The sequence below is a fragment of the Paraburkholderia sp. GV068 genome, assembly GCF_003058125.1.
In the GTDB taxonomy this organism is placed as follows: domain Bacteria; phylum Pseudomonadota; class Gammaproteobacteria; order Burkholderiales; family Burkholderiaceae; genus Paraburkholderia; species Paraburkholderia graminis.
In genome coordinates, this window is the sequence record NZ_QBUB01000005.1 from 190,007 (window position 1) to 206,401 (window position 16,395).

General features: G+C 63.9%; 14 protein-coding genes. 12 read left to right on the top strand and 2 right to left on the bottom strand.

All coding sequences use genetic code 11. The annotated features are described in order from the left end of the window. The first annotated feature begins 6 nt into the window (after nt 1-6). The 8 genes from C8K18_RS13010 (at nt 7) to C8K18_RS13045 (ending at nt 8,017) form a co-directional block, all read left to right on the top strand. Nucleotides 7-747 (top strand): 3-ketoacyl-ACP reductase, encoded by a 741-nt coding sequence (locus tag C8K18_RS13010; RefSeq protein WP_006048884.1) that lies wholly within the window; start codon nt 7-9, stop codon nt 745-747. A 127-nt stretch (nt 748-874) separates the two neighbouring features. After that, nucleotides 875-1,486: a polyhydroxyalkanoate synthesis repressor PhaR gene (phaR, locus tag C8K18_RS13015; protein WP_006048885.1), complete on the top strand. Its 612-nt coding sequence runs from the start codon at nt 875-877 to the stop codon at nt 1,484-1,486. Nucleotides 1,487-1,742: 256 nt separating this feature from the next. Then, nucleotides 1,743-3,134 (top strand): 30S ribosomal protein S12 methylthiotransferase RimO, encoded by a 1,392-nt coding sequence (gene rimO, locus C8K18_RS13020; protein ID WP_107707703.1) that lies wholly within the window; start codon nt 1,743-1,745, stop codon nt 3,132-3,134. Nucleotides 3,135-3,137: 3 nt separating this feature from the next. Next, a complete protein-coding gene (locus C8K18_RS13025; RefSeq protein ID WP_107707704.1) occupies nt 3,138-4,073 on the top strand; it encodes a sugar kinase in 936 nt (311 codons plus the stop codon). A 77-nt stretch (nt 4,074-4,150) separates the two neighbouring features. Further along, a complete protein-coding gene (bktB, locus tag C8K18_RS13030; protein ID WP_006048888.1) occupies nt 4,151-5,335 on the top strand; it encodes a beta-ketothiolase BktB in 1,185 nt (394 codons plus the stop codon). A 59-nt stretch (nt 5,336-5,394) separates the two neighbouring features. Then, on the top strand, nt 5,395-6,039 hold the full coding sequence (locus C8K18_RS13035) for a hypothetical protein (protein WP_107707705.1): 645 nt from the start codon (nt 5,395-5,397) through the stop codon (nt 6,037-6,039). A 126-nt stretch (nt 6,040-6,165) separates the two neighbouring features. Further along, nucleotides 6,166-7,350: a cystathionine beta-lyase gene (locus C8K18_RS13040; RefSeq protein ID WP_053858035.1), complete on the top strand. Its 1,185-nt coding sequence runs from the start codon at nt 6,166-6,168 to the stop codon at nt 7,348-7,350. 205 nt (nt 7,351-7,555) lie between these two features. Beyond that, nucleotides 7,556-8,017, top strand: coding sequence for a hypothetical protein (locus tag C8K18_RS13045; protein WP_107707706.1), 462 nt, complete (start codon nt 7,556-7,558; stop codon nt 8,015-8,017). A gap of 299 nt (nt 8,018-8,316) precedes the next feature. On the opposite strand, the gene serB is transcribed toward C8K18_RS13045, so the two are convergent. After that, nucleotides 8,317-9,162 carry a phosphoserine phosphatase SerB gene (gene serB / locus C8K18_RS13050; RefSeq protein WP_107707707.1) on the bottom strand — a complete coding sequence of 282 codons (846 nt, stop codon included), beginning with the start codon at nt 9,160-9,162 and terminating at the stop codon, nt 8,317-8,319. Between the two features lie 415 nt (nt 9,163-9,577). Between serB and C8K18_RS13055 the strand changes: the two genes are divergently transcribed. The 4 genes from C8K18_RS13055 to C8K18_RS13070 all read left to right on the top strand — a co-directional run bounded on the left by C8K18_RS13055 (nt 9,578) and on the right by C8K18_RS13070 (nt 15,391). Continuing rightward, on the top strand, nt 9,578-10,807 hold the full coding sequence (locus C8K18_RS13055; RefSeq protein WP_107707708.1) for a cytochrome P450: 1,230 nt from the start codon (nt 9,578-9,580) through the stop codon (nt 10,805-10,807). Between the two features lie 161 nt (nt 10,808-10,968). Further along, on the top strand, nt 10,969-11,976 hold the full coding sequence (locus C8K18_RS13060) for a Ku protein (RefSeq protein ID WP_006048895.1): 1,008 nt from the start codon (nt 10,969-10,971) through the stop codon (nt 11,974-11,976). Nucleotides 11,977-11,985: 9 nt separating this feature from the next. Next, nucleotides 11,986-14,808, top strand: a complete 2,823-nt coding sequence (ligD, locus tag C8K18_RS13065; RefSeq protein WP_107707709.1) for a DNA ligase D — start codon at nt 11,986-11,988, stop codon at nt 14,806-14,808. 280 nt (nt 14,809-15,088) lie between these two features. After that, nucleotides 15,089-15,391 (top strand): hypothetical protein, encoded by a 303-nt coding sequence (locus C8K18_RS13070; RefSeq protein WP_029968318.1) that lies wholly within the window; start codon nt 15,089-15,091, stop codon nt 15,389-15,391. A gap of 19 nt (nt 15,392-15,410) precedes the next feature. On the opposite strand, the gene C8K18_RS13075 is transcribed toward C8K18_RS13070, so the two are convergent. After that, nucleotides 15,411-16,379 carry a LysR family transcriptional regulator gene (locus tag C8K18_RS13075; protein WP_107707710.1) on the bottom strand — a complete coding sequence of 323 codons (969 nt, stop codon included), beginning with the start codon at nt 16,377-16,379 and terminating at the stop codon, nt 15,411-15,413. Nucleotides 16,380-16,395 lie beyond the last annotated feature (16 nt).

The following is a 16,395-nucleotide window of genomic DNA, read 5'->3' on the forward strand; positions in this document are numbered from 1 at the left end:
TAGGTTATGACACAGCGAATTGCGTATGTAACGGGCGGAATGGGCGGCATCGGCACGAGCATTTGCCAGCGCCTGCACAAGGAAGGCTACAGGGTCGTCGCGGGCTGCGGCCCGAATTCGCCGCGCCGTGTGAAATGGCTCGAAGAGCAGAAGGCGCTCGGCTTCGACTTCGTCGCATCCGAAGGCAACGTCGGCGACTGGGAATCGACCAAGGCCGCGTTCGACAAGGTTAAGGCCGAGGTCGGCGAGATCGACGTGCTGGTGAACAACGCGGGCATCACGCGCGACGTCGTGTTCCGCAAGATGACGCACGAAGACTGGACCGCGGTGATCGACACCAACCTGACCAGTCTCTTCAACGTCACCAAGCAGGTGATCGACGGGATGGTGGAGCGCGGCTTTGGGCGCATCATCAATATTTCGTCGGTGAACGGGCAGAAAGGGCAGTTCGGCCAGACCAACTACTCGACCGCGAAGGCCGGCATTCACGGCTTCACGATGTCGCTCGCGCAGGAAGTGGCCACCAAGGGCGTGACGGTCAACACCGTGTCGCCTGGCTACATCGGCACGGACATGGTCAAGGCGATCCGCCCCGACGTGCTCGAAAAGATCGTTGCGACGATTCCGGTGCGCCGCCTCGGCCGGCCGGATGAGATCGGCTCGATCGTCGCGTGGCTCGCGTCCGAAGAATCGGGTTTTTCCACGGGTGCCGATTTCTCGCTGAACGGCGGTTTGCATATGGGCTGAGCAAGCGGCGCGCCGCTCACGAGGCAGCGCGCCCCGCTCGGATGGTTCCGGCGGCGTCCCGTTGCGCAACGGCCCGATTGCGCAGCCGGCACGCCGTCCGCGCTTTACTTGCGCTCAAAGGCGTTACATGACTACTACTACAAAGAAAGCAGCCGAACGACTGATCAAGAAATATCCGAATCGGCGGCTTTACGATACCGAGACAAGCACGTACATCACGCTGACGGACGTCAAGCAACTCGTGCTGGACCAGGAGGATTTCAAGGTTATCGATGCGAAGAGCAACGAGGACCTGACGCGCGCGATCCTGCTGCAAATCATTCTCGAAGAGGAGAGCGGCGGGCTGCCGATGTTCTCGTCGTCGATGCTGTCGCAGATCATCCGTTTCTACGGCCATGCGATGCAGGGCATGATGGGCACGTATCTGGAGAAGAACATCCAGGCGTTCATCGACATTCAGGCAAAGCTCGCCGATCAGTCGAAGAACCTGTACGAAGGCAAGGCGATGAACCCGGAGGTCTGGTCGCAATTCATGAACATGCAGGCGCCGATGATGCAAGGCATGATGACCAGCTACATCGAGCAGTCGAAAAACATGTTCGTGCAGATGCAGGAGCAGATGCAGAACCAGGCGAAGTCGATGTTCGCGACGTTCCCGTTCACGCCGGGCGGCGCAAACTCCGCGGCACCGTCTGCTACCGCCACTCCGCAGGCGAATCCGGAGCCGGAGAAGAAGTGACGTAAGGTTGTGTCGGCGCTCGCGCTCGTTGCGGACGGCGGGTAGGCGAGCGGCTCAGGCGCGGGCTCGGGTCCGAACGCCCGCCCCGACGCGTGCCCAATGCGCGCGGTACAATAGCGGGTTGCGTGCGCGGGGCGCTGAATCTTCAGCAGTCGGGGACATGGGTTTTCTGAGCCGCCTGTCCTTGCCACACCGCTTGCCGCACCGTCCCCGATCCCCATTGTCGCCACGTCACCGCTATCCGCCGGATTCACCTATGTCGCAAACCACTTCTTCCGCCTCGCCGACGCCTTCCAGTCCGAAGGTAGGCTTCGTTAGCCTCGGCTGCCCAAAAGCTTTAGTCGATTCCGAGCAGATCATCACGCAGCTGCGCGCCGAAGGCTACGAGATTTCGGGCACCTATGACGGCGCGGACCTCGTGGTCGTCAATACCTGCGGTTTCATCGACGAAGCGGTGCAGGAAAGCCTCGACGCGATCGGCGAGGCGCTGAACGAAAACGGCAAGGTGATCGTGACCGGCTGCCTCGGCGCGAAGAAGAGCGCGAGCGGCTCGGGCCTCATCGAAGAAGTGCATCCGAAAGTGCTGGCCGTGACCGGCCCGCATGCTGTCGGCGAAGTGATGCAGCATGTTCACATGCATCTGCCGAAGCCGCACGATCCGTTTGTCGATCTCGTGCCGCCCGCGGGCGTCAAGCTCACGCCGCGCCATTACGCGTACCTCAAGATTTCCGAAGGCTGCAATCATCGCTGCACCTTCTGCATCATTCCGTCGATGCGCGGCGACCTCGTGTCGCGTCCGGTCGCGGAAGTGATGCTCGAAGCCGAGAATCTGTTCAAGTCCGGCGTGAAGGAACTGCTCGTTATTTCGCAGGACACGAGCGCCTACGGCGTCGACGTCAAATATCGCACCGGGTTCTGGAACGGCAAGCCGATCAAGACGCGCATGACCGATCTCGTCGGCGCGCTCGGCGAACTGGCCGCGCAATACGGCGCGTGGGTGCGCCTGCATTACGTGTATCCGTACCCGAGCGTCGACGAAGTCATTCCGATGATGGCAACGGGTCCGTACAAGGGCCATGTGCTGCCGTATCTCGACGTGCCGTTCCAGCACGCGCATCCCGAAGTGCTCAAGCGCATGAAGCGCCCGGCCAACGCCGAGAAGGTGATGGAGCGCGTGAAGGCGTGGCGCGAGATGTGTCCGGATCTCACGATCCGCAGCACGTTTATCGCGGGCTTTCCCGGCGAAACCGAGGAGCAGTTTCAGACGCTGCTCGACTTCATCCGCGAAGCCGAACTGGATCGCGTGGGCTGCTTCGCGTATTCGCCGGTCGAAGGCGCAACGGCGAACGAGCTCGACGGCGCGTTGCCGGACGAAGTCCGCGAAGAGCGTCGCGCGCGCTTCATGGAAGTGGCCGAACAGGTGTCGGCCAAACGGATCGCGAAGAAGGTCGGCAAGACGCTGAAAGTGCTCGTCGACGAAATCAACGCCGACGGCGGCATTGGCCGCACGGCCGCGGATGCGCCGGAGATCGACGGCGTCGTATACATCGCGCCGGCCGCGAAGGCGTCGAAGCGTTACAAGGTCGGCGACTTCGTGTCGGTGAAGATCACCGGCGCGGACGGTCACGACCTGTGGGGCGAGGTCTGAACGATGACGGTGAACACGCCCGCTAACCCGGACGTTCTCGCGCTCGGCGAGGCGATGATCGAGTTCAACCAGTCGGCGAAAGGCGAGCCGAAGTATCTGCAAGGCTTCGGCGGCGATACGTCGAACTTCTGCATCGCGGCAGCGCGGCAAGGTGCGCGGACGGGCTTCGTGTCCGCGGTCGGCGCCGATCATTTCGGACGGCTGCTGATCGACCTGTGGGAACGCGAGAACGTGGAGACGGCGCAGGTGCGCGTCGATCCGCAGGCGTCGACCGGCGTGTATTTCGTATCGCACGGTCCGGACGGCCACGCGTTCGACTATCTGCGCGCGGGCTCGGCGGCGAGCCGCTATGCGCCGCATGACCTGCCGCTCGACGCGATTGCCGCGGCCAAGGTCGTCCATCTGTCGGGCATCAGTCTCGCGATCAGCCTGTCCGCATGCGATGCCGCGCTCGAGGCGATCGCGCATGCTCGCGCCAACGGCGTGCGCGTGAGCTTCGACACGAATCTGCGCCTCAAGCTGTGGCCACTGAACCGCGCGCGCGCCGTGATGCTCGAAGCGATCCGGCAAACCGACATCTGCCTGCCGAGCTGGGACGACGTCACCGAGCTGACCGGTTTGACGGGCCGCGACGAGATCGTCGACTTTCTGCTGTCGCACGGTCCGCGAGTGGTGGCGCTGAAGCTCGGCAAGGACGGCTCGTATATCGCGACGCCGGATGAACGGCGCGTCGTGCCGGGCCACGTCGTCAATGCGGTCGATGCAACCGGCGCGGGCGATTGCTTCGGCGGCGCGTTTATCGCGCGCCTCGTTGAGGGCGACGATCCATTCGAAGCCGCGCGTTATGCGAACGTTGCGGCGGCGCTGTCCACGCAAGGCTATGGCGCGGTCGCGCCGATTCCTTCGCGCGCGGCGGTCGAAGAGATTCTGGCGGGCTGAGCGTCGTAAAGGCGCGCGTGGCGATGCTGGTCACGCCGCAGCAAAACTATCGGCAGAGACTGAAAGAGGAGCGAACGATGCAACGGGACGTAGTGGTGGTGAGCGGTGTGCGTACGGCAATCGGCGGTTTCGGCGGCAGTCTGAAGGATATTGCGCCGACCGAACTCGGCGCGCGCGTCGTGCGCGAGGCGCTGCTGCGCGCCAACGTGTCCGGCGACGAAGTCGGGCACGTCGTGTTCGGCAATGTCGTGCATACCGAACCGAAAGACATGTACCTCGCGCGCGTGGCCGCGATCAACGGCGGCGTCGCGCAGCACACGCCCGCGCTCACCGTCAACCGGCTGTGCGGCTCGGGCTTGCAGGCCATCGTCTCGGCCGCGCAGAGCGTGCTGCTCGGCGACGCCGACATCGCGATCGGCGGCGGCGCGGAGAACATGAGCCGCGCGCCTTACTCGATGCCCGCCGCGCGCTTCGGTCAGCGCATGGGCGACGCGCGGCTCGTCGACATGATGGTCGGCGCGCTGAACGATCCGTTCCAGTCGATCCATATGGGCGTGACCGCGGAAAACGTCGCGCGCAAATACGAAATTTCGCGCGAAGCGCAAGACGCGCTCGCACTAGAATCGCATCGCCGCGCGGCGCACGCGATCACGAACGGCTACTTCAAGGAACAGATCCTGCCGATCACGTTGGCGTCGAAGAAAGGCGACGTCGTGTTCGACACCGACGAACACGCGCGCATGAACGCATCGGCGGAAGACTTTTCGAAGCTCAAGCCCGTGTTCGCGAAGGAAAACGGCACGGTGACGGCGGGCAATGCGTCGGGCATCAACGACGCGGCCGCGGCCGTCGTGCTGATGGAGCGCGGCGTCGCCGAGCAGCGCGGCATCAAGCCGTTGGCGCGGCTCGTGTCGTACGCGCATGCGGGTGTCGATCCGGCGTATATGGGCATCGGTCCGGTGCCGGCGACGCGCAAGGCGCTCGAGCGCGCCGGCCTGACGGTCGCCGATCTCGACGTGATCGAGGCCAACGAGGCGTTCGCCGCGCAAGCCTGTGCGGTCAGCAAGGAACTGGGCTTCGATCCGGCCAAGGTCAACCCGAACGGCTCGGGCATTTCGCTCGGTCATCCGATCGGCGCGACCGGCGCGCTAATCACCGTGAAGGCGCTGTACGAACTGCAGCGCATCGGCGGGCGCTACGCGCTCGTCACGATGTGCATCGGCGGCGGGCAGGGCATCGCGGCGGTCTTCGAGCGGATCTGAATTTTACGAACGGTGTCGCGAAAGGCGCACAAGCTGTATCAAGCAATGAGGATCGACGGATGCGGGAAGTGAAATCGGTGGAAGGCGCGGTACGCCGGCGCGGCTGGGCGGCGACGAGTGTTGCCGCATTGCTCTCGGTGAGCGCGGTGGCCTGGTTTCCGGGCGCGGCCTGCGCGCAGAGCGACGCAGTCAAGGAACTTGCCGCGCCGCCGCCGATCCAGTTGCCGCTCAAGCCGAGCCCCGAATTCGCGAAATTGCCGCGCTACAGCGGCACGCTCGGCTCGCGGCCAATCGTGCTGCGCCTAGGCCCGAAAGCCGACGATCCGGCGGGCGTCCACGGCGAATATCAGTTCGCGGATACCGGCGAACTGATCCTGATCGCGGGGGACCGTGACGGCGACACGCTCGAAGTCGAGGAGTCGAACGACGGCACGCACATCACCGGGAACTGGGTCGGCAAGTTCGCCGCCGACGGTTCGCTGGCCGGCGAGCGGATGAACGTCGACGATTCCGACCCGCAGCCGTTCGATCTGAAGCCGCTGGCGGCGGGGCAAGCGGTGCCGGCCGCGGCGGGCAAAGCGGGTAAGCCGGGTAATGTGACTGCGCCTGCTGCAACCGCACCTTCGTTGCCGGCTCAATCCGCACCCGCAACCGGCGCGGGCCACCCGGTGGGCGGCGTCAGCAATCTCCAAACCGGCGAGTAATCGCGCGACGGCGCGAGCCTCGCGGCCCTTGCGCCCGCCGCGGCGAAAATCCGCCGACTCGTCTACTCTTGCGTGAACGGCGCGGCATTGTCCGCTCGTCGCATTGTCTTTTTCATCGAATTCGCCATGACCCAATCAAAACTCAAGCGGGCTTTGCAAACCCGCATCGTGCAAGCCGAAGACCAACTCACGCCGGGCTTCGAGTCTTTCTCCGTGCCGGTGACGCGTGCATCGACGGTCGTATTTCCCGACCTCGCGACGATGCGCGCGCTCGACTGGAAAAACGACGCGCAGTGGCGCTACGGCCTGCATGCGACGCCCACCTCGTTAGCGCTCGCGCAGCGCCTTGCCGCCATCGAGGGCGGCAATCACGCGCTGTTGCAGCCGTCGGGCTTGTCGTCGATTTCGAACGTGTACTTCGGGCTTGTGAAGTCGGGCGACGACGTGCTGATTCCCGATAACGTCTACTCGCCGAATCGCGATCACGCCGACTGGCTCGCGCGCGATTTCGGCGTGACGGCGCGCTACTACGATCCGATGATCGGCGCGGGAATCGCCGACCTGATCCAGCCGAACACGCGGCTCATCTGGCTCGAGGCGCCCGGCTCGGTGACGATGGAAGTGTCCGACGTGCCCGCGATCACGGCCGCGGCCCGCGCGCGCAACGTCGTCACGGCGATCGACAACACGTGGTCCGCCGGCCTCGCTTTCCGGCCGTTCGATCACGGCGTGGATATTTCGGTGCAGGCGCTGACCAAGTACCAATCGGGCGGCGGCGACGTGCTGATGGGCGCGACCATTACCGTCGATCGCGAGTTGCATCTGAAGCTGAAGTCGGCGCGCATGCGCATGGGCCTCGGGGTATCGTCGGATGACTGCTCGCTGATTCTGCGCAGCCTGCCGACCATGCAGGTACGCTTTCAGCAGCACGACCGCTCGGCGCTCGCGCTCGCGCAGTGGCTGAAGACGCGGCCGGAAATTGCCGCGGTGCTGCATCCCGCCATTGCCGACTGTCCGGGCCATGAGTTTTACGAACGCGACTTCACGGGCGCGGGCGGACTGTTTTCCGTCGTGTTCGATGCTCGCTATAGTGCGGCGCAAATCGACACGTTCTGCGAGTCGCTGGAGCTCTTTGCGATCGGCTGGAGTTGGGGCGGGGCGCATAGCCTCGTGATGCCGTACGACATCGCATCGATGCGGACCGAGGCGCAGTGGCCGCATCGGGGCACGCTGGTCCGGTTCTATATCGGCCTTGAGGAAGAGGCGGATCTGCGTGCGGACATCGAGCAGTGTTTGGCGGCGCTCGCGTGAAGTTTAGGCAAACCTGATGTGAATTTTCCGCGCCGCGACGACGCAATGTTGCAGCGACACAAGCCCACTGGACTTCGGTTTTCAGTGGGCTTTTTTCTTATGCTTTGCCTCACGAACTAGCCGTTTGGCTGAATAGCTGCGGCAGTGCGCAAACGCTACGATCGTGCGTATCCGATTTCACTGCCGAGCACGACCGCGAGCTTCGATGAACCTATTCTTCTGGATGTTGCTGAACCTCGGCGTGCCGATCGTCGGCCCGGTCTTCACGCTGGCGCTCGTCGCGCCGGCACATGGCTGGACGGTGGCGAAAGAATTGATCGCCGACTCGATCAAGGACGGACAACTGTTCTGGTGTGCGATCGGTCTGTGCGCTGCCGGAGTGTATGAGCTGGTGACGGCGTTGGAGCAGGGCAGCGCTGCCGCGCCGATTATGGAGTCGGGGATTGTCGCTTTTTGCCTGCTCGCGTTTGCGTGTTCTATTGTGGTGATGACGTGTCTTCTGAGTACACGGTACGCCCGGCCGGCTGCAGCCTCTAACTCCGATACTGCGCGTCCGGCGGCGCGGACGTTCTCCCGAACGGCAATTGGCTGCTCGATCGCATCCACGTGTGCGGCCGCCCTACTATTGGCAATCCTACATATCTGCATCATGTCATTTATGGGATAGTCGGGCCGTTATACTGACCGCTCAAGGAGGCACTATGAATAAGGTCGTAAGTTTTCTGGCATCGGAACAAAATCGCACGCGTCTTGTGAAGTGGTCCACCATCTTCATCGTCGTCGACGGGATCAGCACGGCTTTATTATTTCTTCTCGGGCTTCCGAGAAAATAACGTCGCCTGGTTGCGCCGTCAGGCGCAGCATTGGTTGACGATCATGCAGCCGTTTCACCTGGCCATCGCACCATCGCACCATCGCACCATCGCACCGTCGCGTCGAGCTATCGCGCCGGTCCGTCGAACTGCATCACGCTTCAAACAACCGCAACAACCCGTCGAGCCCCACGTGGTTGAACGCCACGCTGGCCGCTTCGCGTACTACCGGCTTCGCACGGAACGCGACTGAAAGTCCGGCTTCCGCCATCATCTTCAGGTCGTTCGAACCGTCGCCCATTGCAATCGCGCGCGACGGCTCGATGTTCAGTTGCGCACAGGTCTCGCGCAGCGTGCGCGCTTTGACATCGGCATTGACGATTTCGCCGAGCACTTTGCCGGTCAGCTTGCCGTCGACGATCTCGAGCGTATTGGCGCGCGTGAAGTCGAGTCCAAGCCGCGCCTTCAGCTTCTCGGTGAAGAAGTTGAAACCGCCCGAGACCAGCAGCGTTTTCAGCCCGGCTTCTTTTGCGCCCGCCAGCATCCGCTCGGCGCCTGGCGAGAGTTGCAGGCGTTCTTCGTACACGCGTTCGAGCGCGCTCGCGTCGAGGCCCTTCAGAAGCGCCACGCGGCGCGTCAGGCTTTCGTTGAAGTCCTTGATTTCGCCGCGCATCGAGGCCTCGGTGATCGCCGCGACTTCCGCTTTCAGGCCGCAGAAATCGGCGATCTCATCGATACATTCGATCGTGATCAGCGTCGAATCCATGTCCATTGCCACGAGCCCGAAGTCGCGCAAACGGCGGCCGCTTTCGACAAACGCGTAGTCCAGCCGATGCGTGCCGCAATAGACGTCGAGGTCGGGGCGCTGCGCGACATCCGCGTCGGCAATGCGAATCGCGGTCGCATCGATGACGGTCGCGTGCGAGCCGCGTGCGAGCGCGACGAGCGTCTTGTGGTGATCGGCGGAAAGGGGCGCGGGGCTTTGGATGACGAGGTTCATGAACGACGCATTGACGCGGGAAGTGATGCAGGAAAGGGCGAGCGCGAAGGGGGCGCGGAAAATGCCGCTATTGTAACGGCTCGGGGGCTAGGGGGCCGTCCTAGTGCTTTGCTGCCGCCAGCGAGCGCCTCTCATCGCGTGAAACGCAAACAGGGCGTTGGCTCCAGTGCAATCCGCGTCCGCCCGGTTCATACTGACGCATCAAACCACGCTCACTGCTTACTGCCATTGCATGCAGAAGCCGCCGCGGGATTTTGGCGTGAAGTTCAAACGGACTTCATGCACTGAAGCGCCGCGAAGCAGTGGCAACGCACAGCCAACGTACAGGCAAAGCACACGCAAAACGCAGCGAGCGCCCGACCAAAACACGCCCCGCAACACACGAGCACAGAAACACACAACAAGGAGACAACGCATGTCCACGGCGACCGCCGACGCAGCCACCCTCGCGCGCAACTTCGATCTGCGCCACCTGAGCCCCGAGTTCTACGCGAACCCATACCCGGTCTACCACGCGCTGCGCGCTCACGAACCCGTCAAGCGCATGCCGGACGGCTCGCTCTTTCTCACGCGCTTTCGCGACGTGCAGGCGGTGTACCGCGACCCGAAAACCTTCAGTTCGGACAAGACCGTCGAATTCCGTCCGAAGTACGGCGACTCGCCGCTCTACACGCATCACACCACGAGTCTCGTATTCAACGATCCGCCGCGCCATACGCGCGTGCGCAAGCTGATCGCCGGCGCGTTGACCGCGCGAGCAATCGCGGCGATGGAGCCGGGTCTGGTCCAACTCGTCGACGGCTTGCTGGACGCCGCTGCCGAGCGCGGACGCATCGACCTGATCGGCGACTTCGCGTCGGCGATTCCGGTGGAGATCATCGGCAATCTGCTCGACGTGCCGCATGCCGAACGCGCCCCGTTGCGCGACTGGTCGCTCGCGATTCTCGGCGCGCTCGAACCGTCGCTCACCGACGCGCAGTTCGAGCGCGGCAACCGTGCCGTCAGCGAATTCGTCGATTATCTGCGCGGCCTGGTCGCGCGGCGCCGACGCGAGCCGGGCGATCCGCAGCACGATGTGCTGACACGGCTGATTCAGGGCGAGGCCGGCGGCGAGCAATTGTCGGAAGAAGAACTGCTGCAAAACTGCATCTTCATCCTCAATGCAGGCCACGAAACCACCACGAATCTGATCGGCAACGGGCTAGTCACGCTGACTGAATGGCCGGACCAACGCGCGGCCTTGCTCGCCGAACCGTCGTTGATCGAATCGGCTATCGAGGAATGCCTGCGCTACGAGAGCTCGAACCAGCTCGGCAACCGCATGACGACTGTCGATACCGAAATCGGCGGCCAGCCGGTCGCGCGCGGCACGCCGGTCACCTTGTGCATCGGCGCGGCGAATCGCGATCCCGAGCAGTTCGCCGACCCCGACCGCTTCGACATCCGCCGCGAGCCGAACCGGCACCTTGCGTTTGGCTTCGGCATCCATCAATGCGCGGGGCTTTCGCTCGCACGGCTCGAAGCGCGGATCGCCATCGGACGTTTCGTTCGACGTTTTCCGTCGTATCAGCTCGATGGCGAGCCGACGCGCGGCGGACGCGTGCGTTTTCGCGGCTTCGCGGAAGTACCGCTGTTGTGTCGATAGAAGGCGAGGCGGCAATACGCGGGACTCCGTAGTTCTTGCCGCCATCATGCAAGAGTTACAGCACGGCGCGCGCTGATGACGGCGCGCCCGCGCCGTGCGTCGGCAGAGCGCCGTGGCATGCTTGCTGCTTCTCCTAGATTCCAGGCCCAGGGGAGCGCACGATGGCACACATGATCTGGAAAGGCGCGATCAGCTTCGGCCTTGTCCACGTACCGGTGCAGTTATATCCGGCCACGAAATCGGAAAAGGTCGGCTTCAATCTGCTCGACAAGCGCACGATCGATCCGGTCGGCTACAAGCAGATCAACAAGCGCACCGGCAAGGACGTGACGCGCGATAACATCGTGCGCGGCTTCGAGTACGAGAAGGACAAGTACGTCGTCCTCAGCGACGAGGAAATCCGCGCGGCCAATCCCGAGTCGACCCAGACCGTGGATATTCTCGCATTCGTCGACGCCCCGGACATCTCGTTTCTCTATCTCGACACGCCTTACTTCCTGACGCCCGACCGCAAAGGCGAAAAGGTCTATGCGCTGCTGCGCGAGGCGATGAAATCGTCGGGCAAGGTCGGCGTCGCAAGCGTCGTGCTGCACAACAAGCAGCATCTCGCGGCGCTGATTCCAGTCGGCCCGGTGCTCGCTCTGAACACGCTGCGCTGGGCCGACGAAGTGCGCGATTTCGACGAATTCAAGTTGCCCGCCGAAGGTGCCAAGGCCGCCGGCGTGAGCGCGCGCGAGCTCGACATGGCGCAGAAACTGATCGACGACATGAGCGACACGTGGGACCCGTCGAAATATCACGACACGTTCCGCGACGACATCATGGCGCTCGTCGAGCGCAAGGTCCGCGAGGGCAAGACCGAGGAAATCACCGACATCGAAGCGCCGCGCGAATCGCGTCAATCGGCGGATATTCTCGATTTGTCCGATCTGCTCAAACGTAGCCTGGGACGCGGTAAGAGCAAGCCCGCGTCGGGCTCGCGCAAGCGTGCCGCGGACGATGAAGCCGCCGACGAAACTTCCGATGCCGACGAGGACAGCGGCTCGACGGCAGCGCCTAAAAAATCACGCTCGACGCGCACGTCTCGCGCCAGCACGAGCGGCGGCAAGAGCGGCCGCGCCGCGGCGAAGTCGACGACGGCTTCGCGCAAACGCCGCGCGGCGGCATGACGACACTCCATGAACGACAGACTCGACCTCTATAACCGCAAGCGCCGCTTCGACGAAACGCCGGAGCCCGCGGGCACCGCCGCGAAAAAGCGCGGCAGCCGCGGCGCCACCCGGCCTGAAGTCGAACAGGGCCTGTCCTACGTGATCCAGGAACACCACGCACGGCGTCTGCACTATGACTTCCGGCTCGAACTGAACGGCGCGCTGCTGTCGTGGGCCGTGCCGAAGGGGCCGAGCCTCGATCCGTCGGTGAAGCGCCTCGCCGTGCATGTCGAAGACCATCCGGTCGAATACGGGACATTCGAAGGCGAGATTCCGCCGGGCAATTACGGCGCGGGCACGGTCATCGTATGGGACCGCGGCACATGGGAACCTGTCGGCGGCCCGGCCGAAGCGGCGCGCGCGTATCGCGCGGGCAAGCTCAAGTTTCATCTGCACGGCGACAAGCTGCACGGCGGCTGGACGCTCGTGCGCAGCCACATGCGCGGCGACGCGGACAAGGAACAGTGGCTCCTCATCAAGGAACGCGACGACGAGGCGCGCGACGAAAGCGAATACGACATTCTCGCCGAACGGCCCGGCAGCGTGCTGAGCGGCGCAGCGCCGTCTGCGGGGAAGGGAAAAGCCGGCAAGCAGAGCGATAAGCAGGCCATCAAGCAGAGCGCCGGCAAAACCAGAACCGCCTCGGTGCGCGGCGATCCGAAGCGCCCCGACATCGTCGCGACACGCAGCAGCGAGTCGCTGCGCGAACTCGCCGCATCGCCCGCGATAGAAGGCGCGGTGAAGGCCAAACTGCCTGCCTCGCTGAAGCCTCAACTGGCGACGCTCGTCGACGCGACGCCGCCCGGCGACGACTGGACATACGAAATCAAGTTCGACGGCTATCGCGTGCTGGCCCGTATCGACGCAAGCGAGAAGACCCGCGGCGTGCAGGTCTTCACGCGCGCGGGCAACGACTGGACCGCGAAATTCAGCAAGCAGGTGAAGGCGTTCGCGCAACTGGGCCTCGACAGCGCGTGGCTCGACGGCGAAGCTGTGGTGCTCGACGAAAACGGCGTGCCGAGTTTCCAGGCGCTGCAAAACGCGTTCGATTCGAACCGTCCGCAAGACATCGTCGTCTATCTGTTCGACGCGCCGTTTTTGAACGGCTACGACTTGCGCGGCGTGCCGCTGCAACAGCGCCGCGCGATTTTGCGCGCGCTGCTGGAGCCCGTCGACGACAGCGTGCTGCGCTTTTCGAACGACTTCGAGTTCAGCGCCGACGATCTGCTGAAAAGCGCGTGCGACATGGCGCTCGAGGGCATCATCGGCAAGCGGCGCGACAGCGGCTATGTGTCCGGCCGCTCGGCCACGTGGATCAAGCTGAAGTGCCGTCGGCGGCAGGAGTTCGTGATCGGCGGCTATTCGGAACCGTCGGGCAGCCGCGCGGCGTTCGGTGCGCTGCTGCTCGGCGTGCACGACAGCAAGGGCAAACTGCAGTATGCGGGGCGCGTGGGCACGGGTTTCGACGCCGCGTTGCTGCGCTCGGTGAAGAAGGAACTCGACGCGCACGAAACGAAGCGCATGCCGTTCGCGAGCACACCGCGCGAGCGCAGCCGCACGCCTGTGCATTGGGTCGAGCCGGTGCTCGTCGCGGAATGCAATTTCGCCGAATGGACGAGCGACGGCATCGTGCGTCAGGCGTCGTTCGTGAGTCTGCGCAAGGACAAGCCGGCGCGCCAGATCGTCAAGGAAGCACCACGCAAGGGGGACGACGTGCAACAGCAAACCGATATCGAGGCCGAGGTCGCGCCGAAAAAGCGTGCGGCGCGCGGCGAGGCCAACAAAACCGCCACCAAATCCGCCAGCAAAGTGGCCACGAAAACCGCGAGCAAAGTAGCCACCAAATCCGCCACCCAAAACTCAACCGAACCCACCGCACCGCGAGCCAAAAAATCCTCGCCCGCCGAAGTCGCCGGGGTCCGCATCTCGCATCCCGACCGCGTCATCGACAAGAGCACCGGCGCGCGCAAGATCGACCTCGTGCAGTACTACGAATCCGTCGCGCAATGGATGCTGCCGCATCTCGTCGACCGGCCGGTGTCGCTCGTGCGCGCGCCGGAGGACATCGGCGGCGAGCTGTTTTTTCAGAAGCACACGCAGAAGCTGTCGATTCCAAACATCACGCAGCATCCCGGGCTCGATCCGGGTCATCCTCCGCTGATCACCGTCGATAGCGCGAAGGCGCTCGTCGGCGCCGCGCAAATGGGCACGATCGAATTTCACACATGGAACGGCGTGGCGTCGAACATCGAAAAGCCCGACCGTGTGGTGTTCGATCTCGACCCGGACCCGTCGCTCGGCTGGGACCGGATGATCGAGGCCGCGATGTTGACGCGCTCGCTGCTCGAGGAACTCGGCCTCACGTCGTTCTGCAAGACGAGCGGCGGCAAAGGTCTGCACGTGGTCGTGCCGCTCTCGAAACACGCGGGGTGGGACGAGGTGAAGGAGTTCTCGCAGGCCGTCGCGCAACACATGGCGAGCACGCTGCCCAAGTACTTCAGCGCGAAGATGGGCGCGCAGAATCGCAAGCAGAAGATTTTCGTCGACTATCTGCGCAATAACCGCGGCTCGAGTACCGTCGCCGCGTTTTCGGTGCGGGCGCGTCCCGGCCTCGGCGTTTCGGTTCCGCTTGCTTGGGACGAAGTCGCGCAAACGACGGGCGGCGACCAGTGGAATATCGAGAACCTGCACGAGCGCCTCGACGAACTGAAGGGAGACCCGTGGGCCGATTATGCAAAGACGCGGCAACGCATTACGGCGGCGATGAGGAAGCGTCTGAGCGGCGCGTAGCTGAGGGTGGCTGCGGCTCGCTGGGCGTGGAGTATTTGGCCTATGTAGCCTATGTAGTCTACGTGGCATATGTCACGTTGTGACGTATGTGGCGGAAATCGCGTGCGTGACGTTGGCGGCATATGTCCATACGCGGCGTACATGCCATATGCGGCGTACTTGGCACATACGGCGGCACGTCCTCACCACGTCAAACGCGCCTTCGCACACATAGCACATCGTGACATATTGCCTCTGCCGCATTCCTTCAGGCACCTCAAACGCAAAAAAGGAGCCCACTATGAAGAGCACACCGCAATCGTCCGACGGCGACAAGCAAGCCGATCCGCATGCACCGAAGAATCCTCAGTCGCTGGAGGAAGCCGCCGCGCCGCTACCGCATGAGAACGACCAGAATGCCGAATCGCAGAACGACGAAGATCCGCGGCGCGTCGGCAAGCAGGCGCATCAGGACGTCGAACGCGGTCTGCAGGACACGGACCGCCGCGGTGGCGGCGAATATCAGGAAAAGACGCAGAACGACGCGCACGCCGACACCAATTCGGACGACAGATCGCCCGGCGCGGGCACCGGCAAACGCTGATTCGCGCGAGCGACGCTAGCTAGTCCGGCTCGACGTCCCAATAGGGCGGATGATCGCCGAAATGAGCGGCGAGAAAGTCGATGAACGCAACTGTCTTCGGCGGTACGAATGCGCGGCTCGGATACACGGCCCAGATCGCCACCTGCTCGGCGAGCGGATAATTTTCGAGCACGCTGACCAGTTCGCCGCTGCGCAAAAGCGACGCGACGTCCCAAGTGGATTTCAGTGCGATGCCGAAGCCGGCGAGCAGCGCATCGCGGATCACTTCGCCGTTGTCGCTGACGATGCGCCCGCTCACGCGCACATCGAGCCGTCCAGCCGGCGTGTGGAAGGCCCAGTCGCGCTGGTCCGACAGAATGATGCACTCGTGCTGCGCGAGATCCGACGGATGATGCGGCGTGCCGCGCTCTTCGAGGTAGGAAGGCGCCGCGCACAACACACGCCGGTTGACCGCGAGCCGGCGCGCCACCAGCGACGAATCCTTCAGTGCGCCAATCCGGATCGCGACGTCGATACCCGCATCTACGAGATCGATCACCTGATCGGTCAGCCGCAGATCGACGCTCACGCCCGGATAACGGCGCAGGAATTCGCTGATCACAGGCGACACGTGCTGCCGTCCGAACGACGACGGCATCGACACGCGCAAGCGGCCTTGCGGCTCCACCTGGCCGCGTCCCACCGACGCGCGCGCGGCCGCCGCCGCGTCGAGCAGTGCTTCGGCACGCGTCATGAACACTTCGCCGTCTTGCGTGAGACTGATGCGGCGCGTGGTCCGATGCAGCAGCCGCGCGCCGAGCAGCTTTTCCAATTGAGCGATGCGCGAACTCGCGACCGCCGCCGACAACCCGAGCTCGCGTCCGGCCGCCGACACGTTGGCGAGCAGCGCGGCCCGCACGAACAGGGCGACGTCGAGCAGATCGAGGCGCTCGCGCTCGCCGGCAGCGGGGCGCGCATCACGCGATTGTGGAGCGGCAGCAAGGTCCATTCTTCGGAAAATCAAA

Coding starts and splice junctions, on each gene's coding strand:
- C8K18_RS13010 (WP_006048884.1), top strand. CDS start 7: ATGACACAGCGAATTGCGTATGTAACGGGCGGAATGGGCGGCATCGGC.
- phaR (WP_006048885.1), top strand. CDS start 875: ATGACTACTACTACAAAGAAAGCAGCCGAACGACTGATCAAGAAATAT.
- rimO (WP_107707703.1), top strand. CDS start 1,743: ATGTCGCAAACCACTTCTTCCGCCTCGCCGACGCCTTCCAGTCCGAAG.
- C8K18_RS13025 (WP_107707704.1), top strand. CDS start 3,138: ATGACGGTGAACACGCCCGCTAACCCGGACGTTCTCGCGCTCGGCGAG.
- bktB (WP_006048888.1), top strand. CDS start 4,151: ATGCAACGGGACGTAGTGGTGGTGAGCGGTGTGCGTACGGCAATCGGC.
- C8K18_RS13035 (WP_107707705.1), top strand. CDS start 5,395: ATGCGGGAAGTGAAATCGGTGGAAGGCGCGGTACGCCGGCGCGGCTGG.
- C8K18_RS13040 (WP_053858035.1), top strand. CDS start 6,166: ATGACCCAATCAAAACTCAAGCGGGCTTTGCAAACCCGCATCGTGCAA.
- C8K18_RS13045 (WP_107707706.1), top strand. CDS start 7,556: ATGAACCTATTCTTCTGGATGTTGCTGAACCTCGGCGTGCCGATCGTC.
- serB (WP_107707707.1), bottom strand. CDS start 9,162: ATGAACCTCGTCATCCAAAGCCCCGCGCCCCTTTCCGCCGATCACCAC.
- C8K18_RS13055 (WP_107707708.1), top strand. CDS start 9,578: ATGTCCACGGCGACCGCCGACGCAGCCACCCTCGCGCGCAACTTCGAT.
- C8K18_RS13060 (WP_006048895.1), top strand. CDS start 10,969: ATGGCACACATGATCTGGAAAGGCGCGATCAGCTTCGGCCTTGTCCAC.
- ligD (WP_107707709.1), top strand. CDS start 11,986: ATGAACGACAGACTCGACCTCTATAACCGCAAGCGCCGCTTCGACGAA.
- C8K18_RS13070 (WP_029968318.1), top strand. CDS start 15,089: ATGAAGAGCACACCGCAATCGTCCGACGGCGACAAGCAAGCCGATCCG.
- C8K18_RS13075 (WP_107707710.1), bottom strand. CDS start 16,379: ATGGACCTTGCTGCCGCTCCACAATCGCGTGATGCGCGCCCCGCTGCC.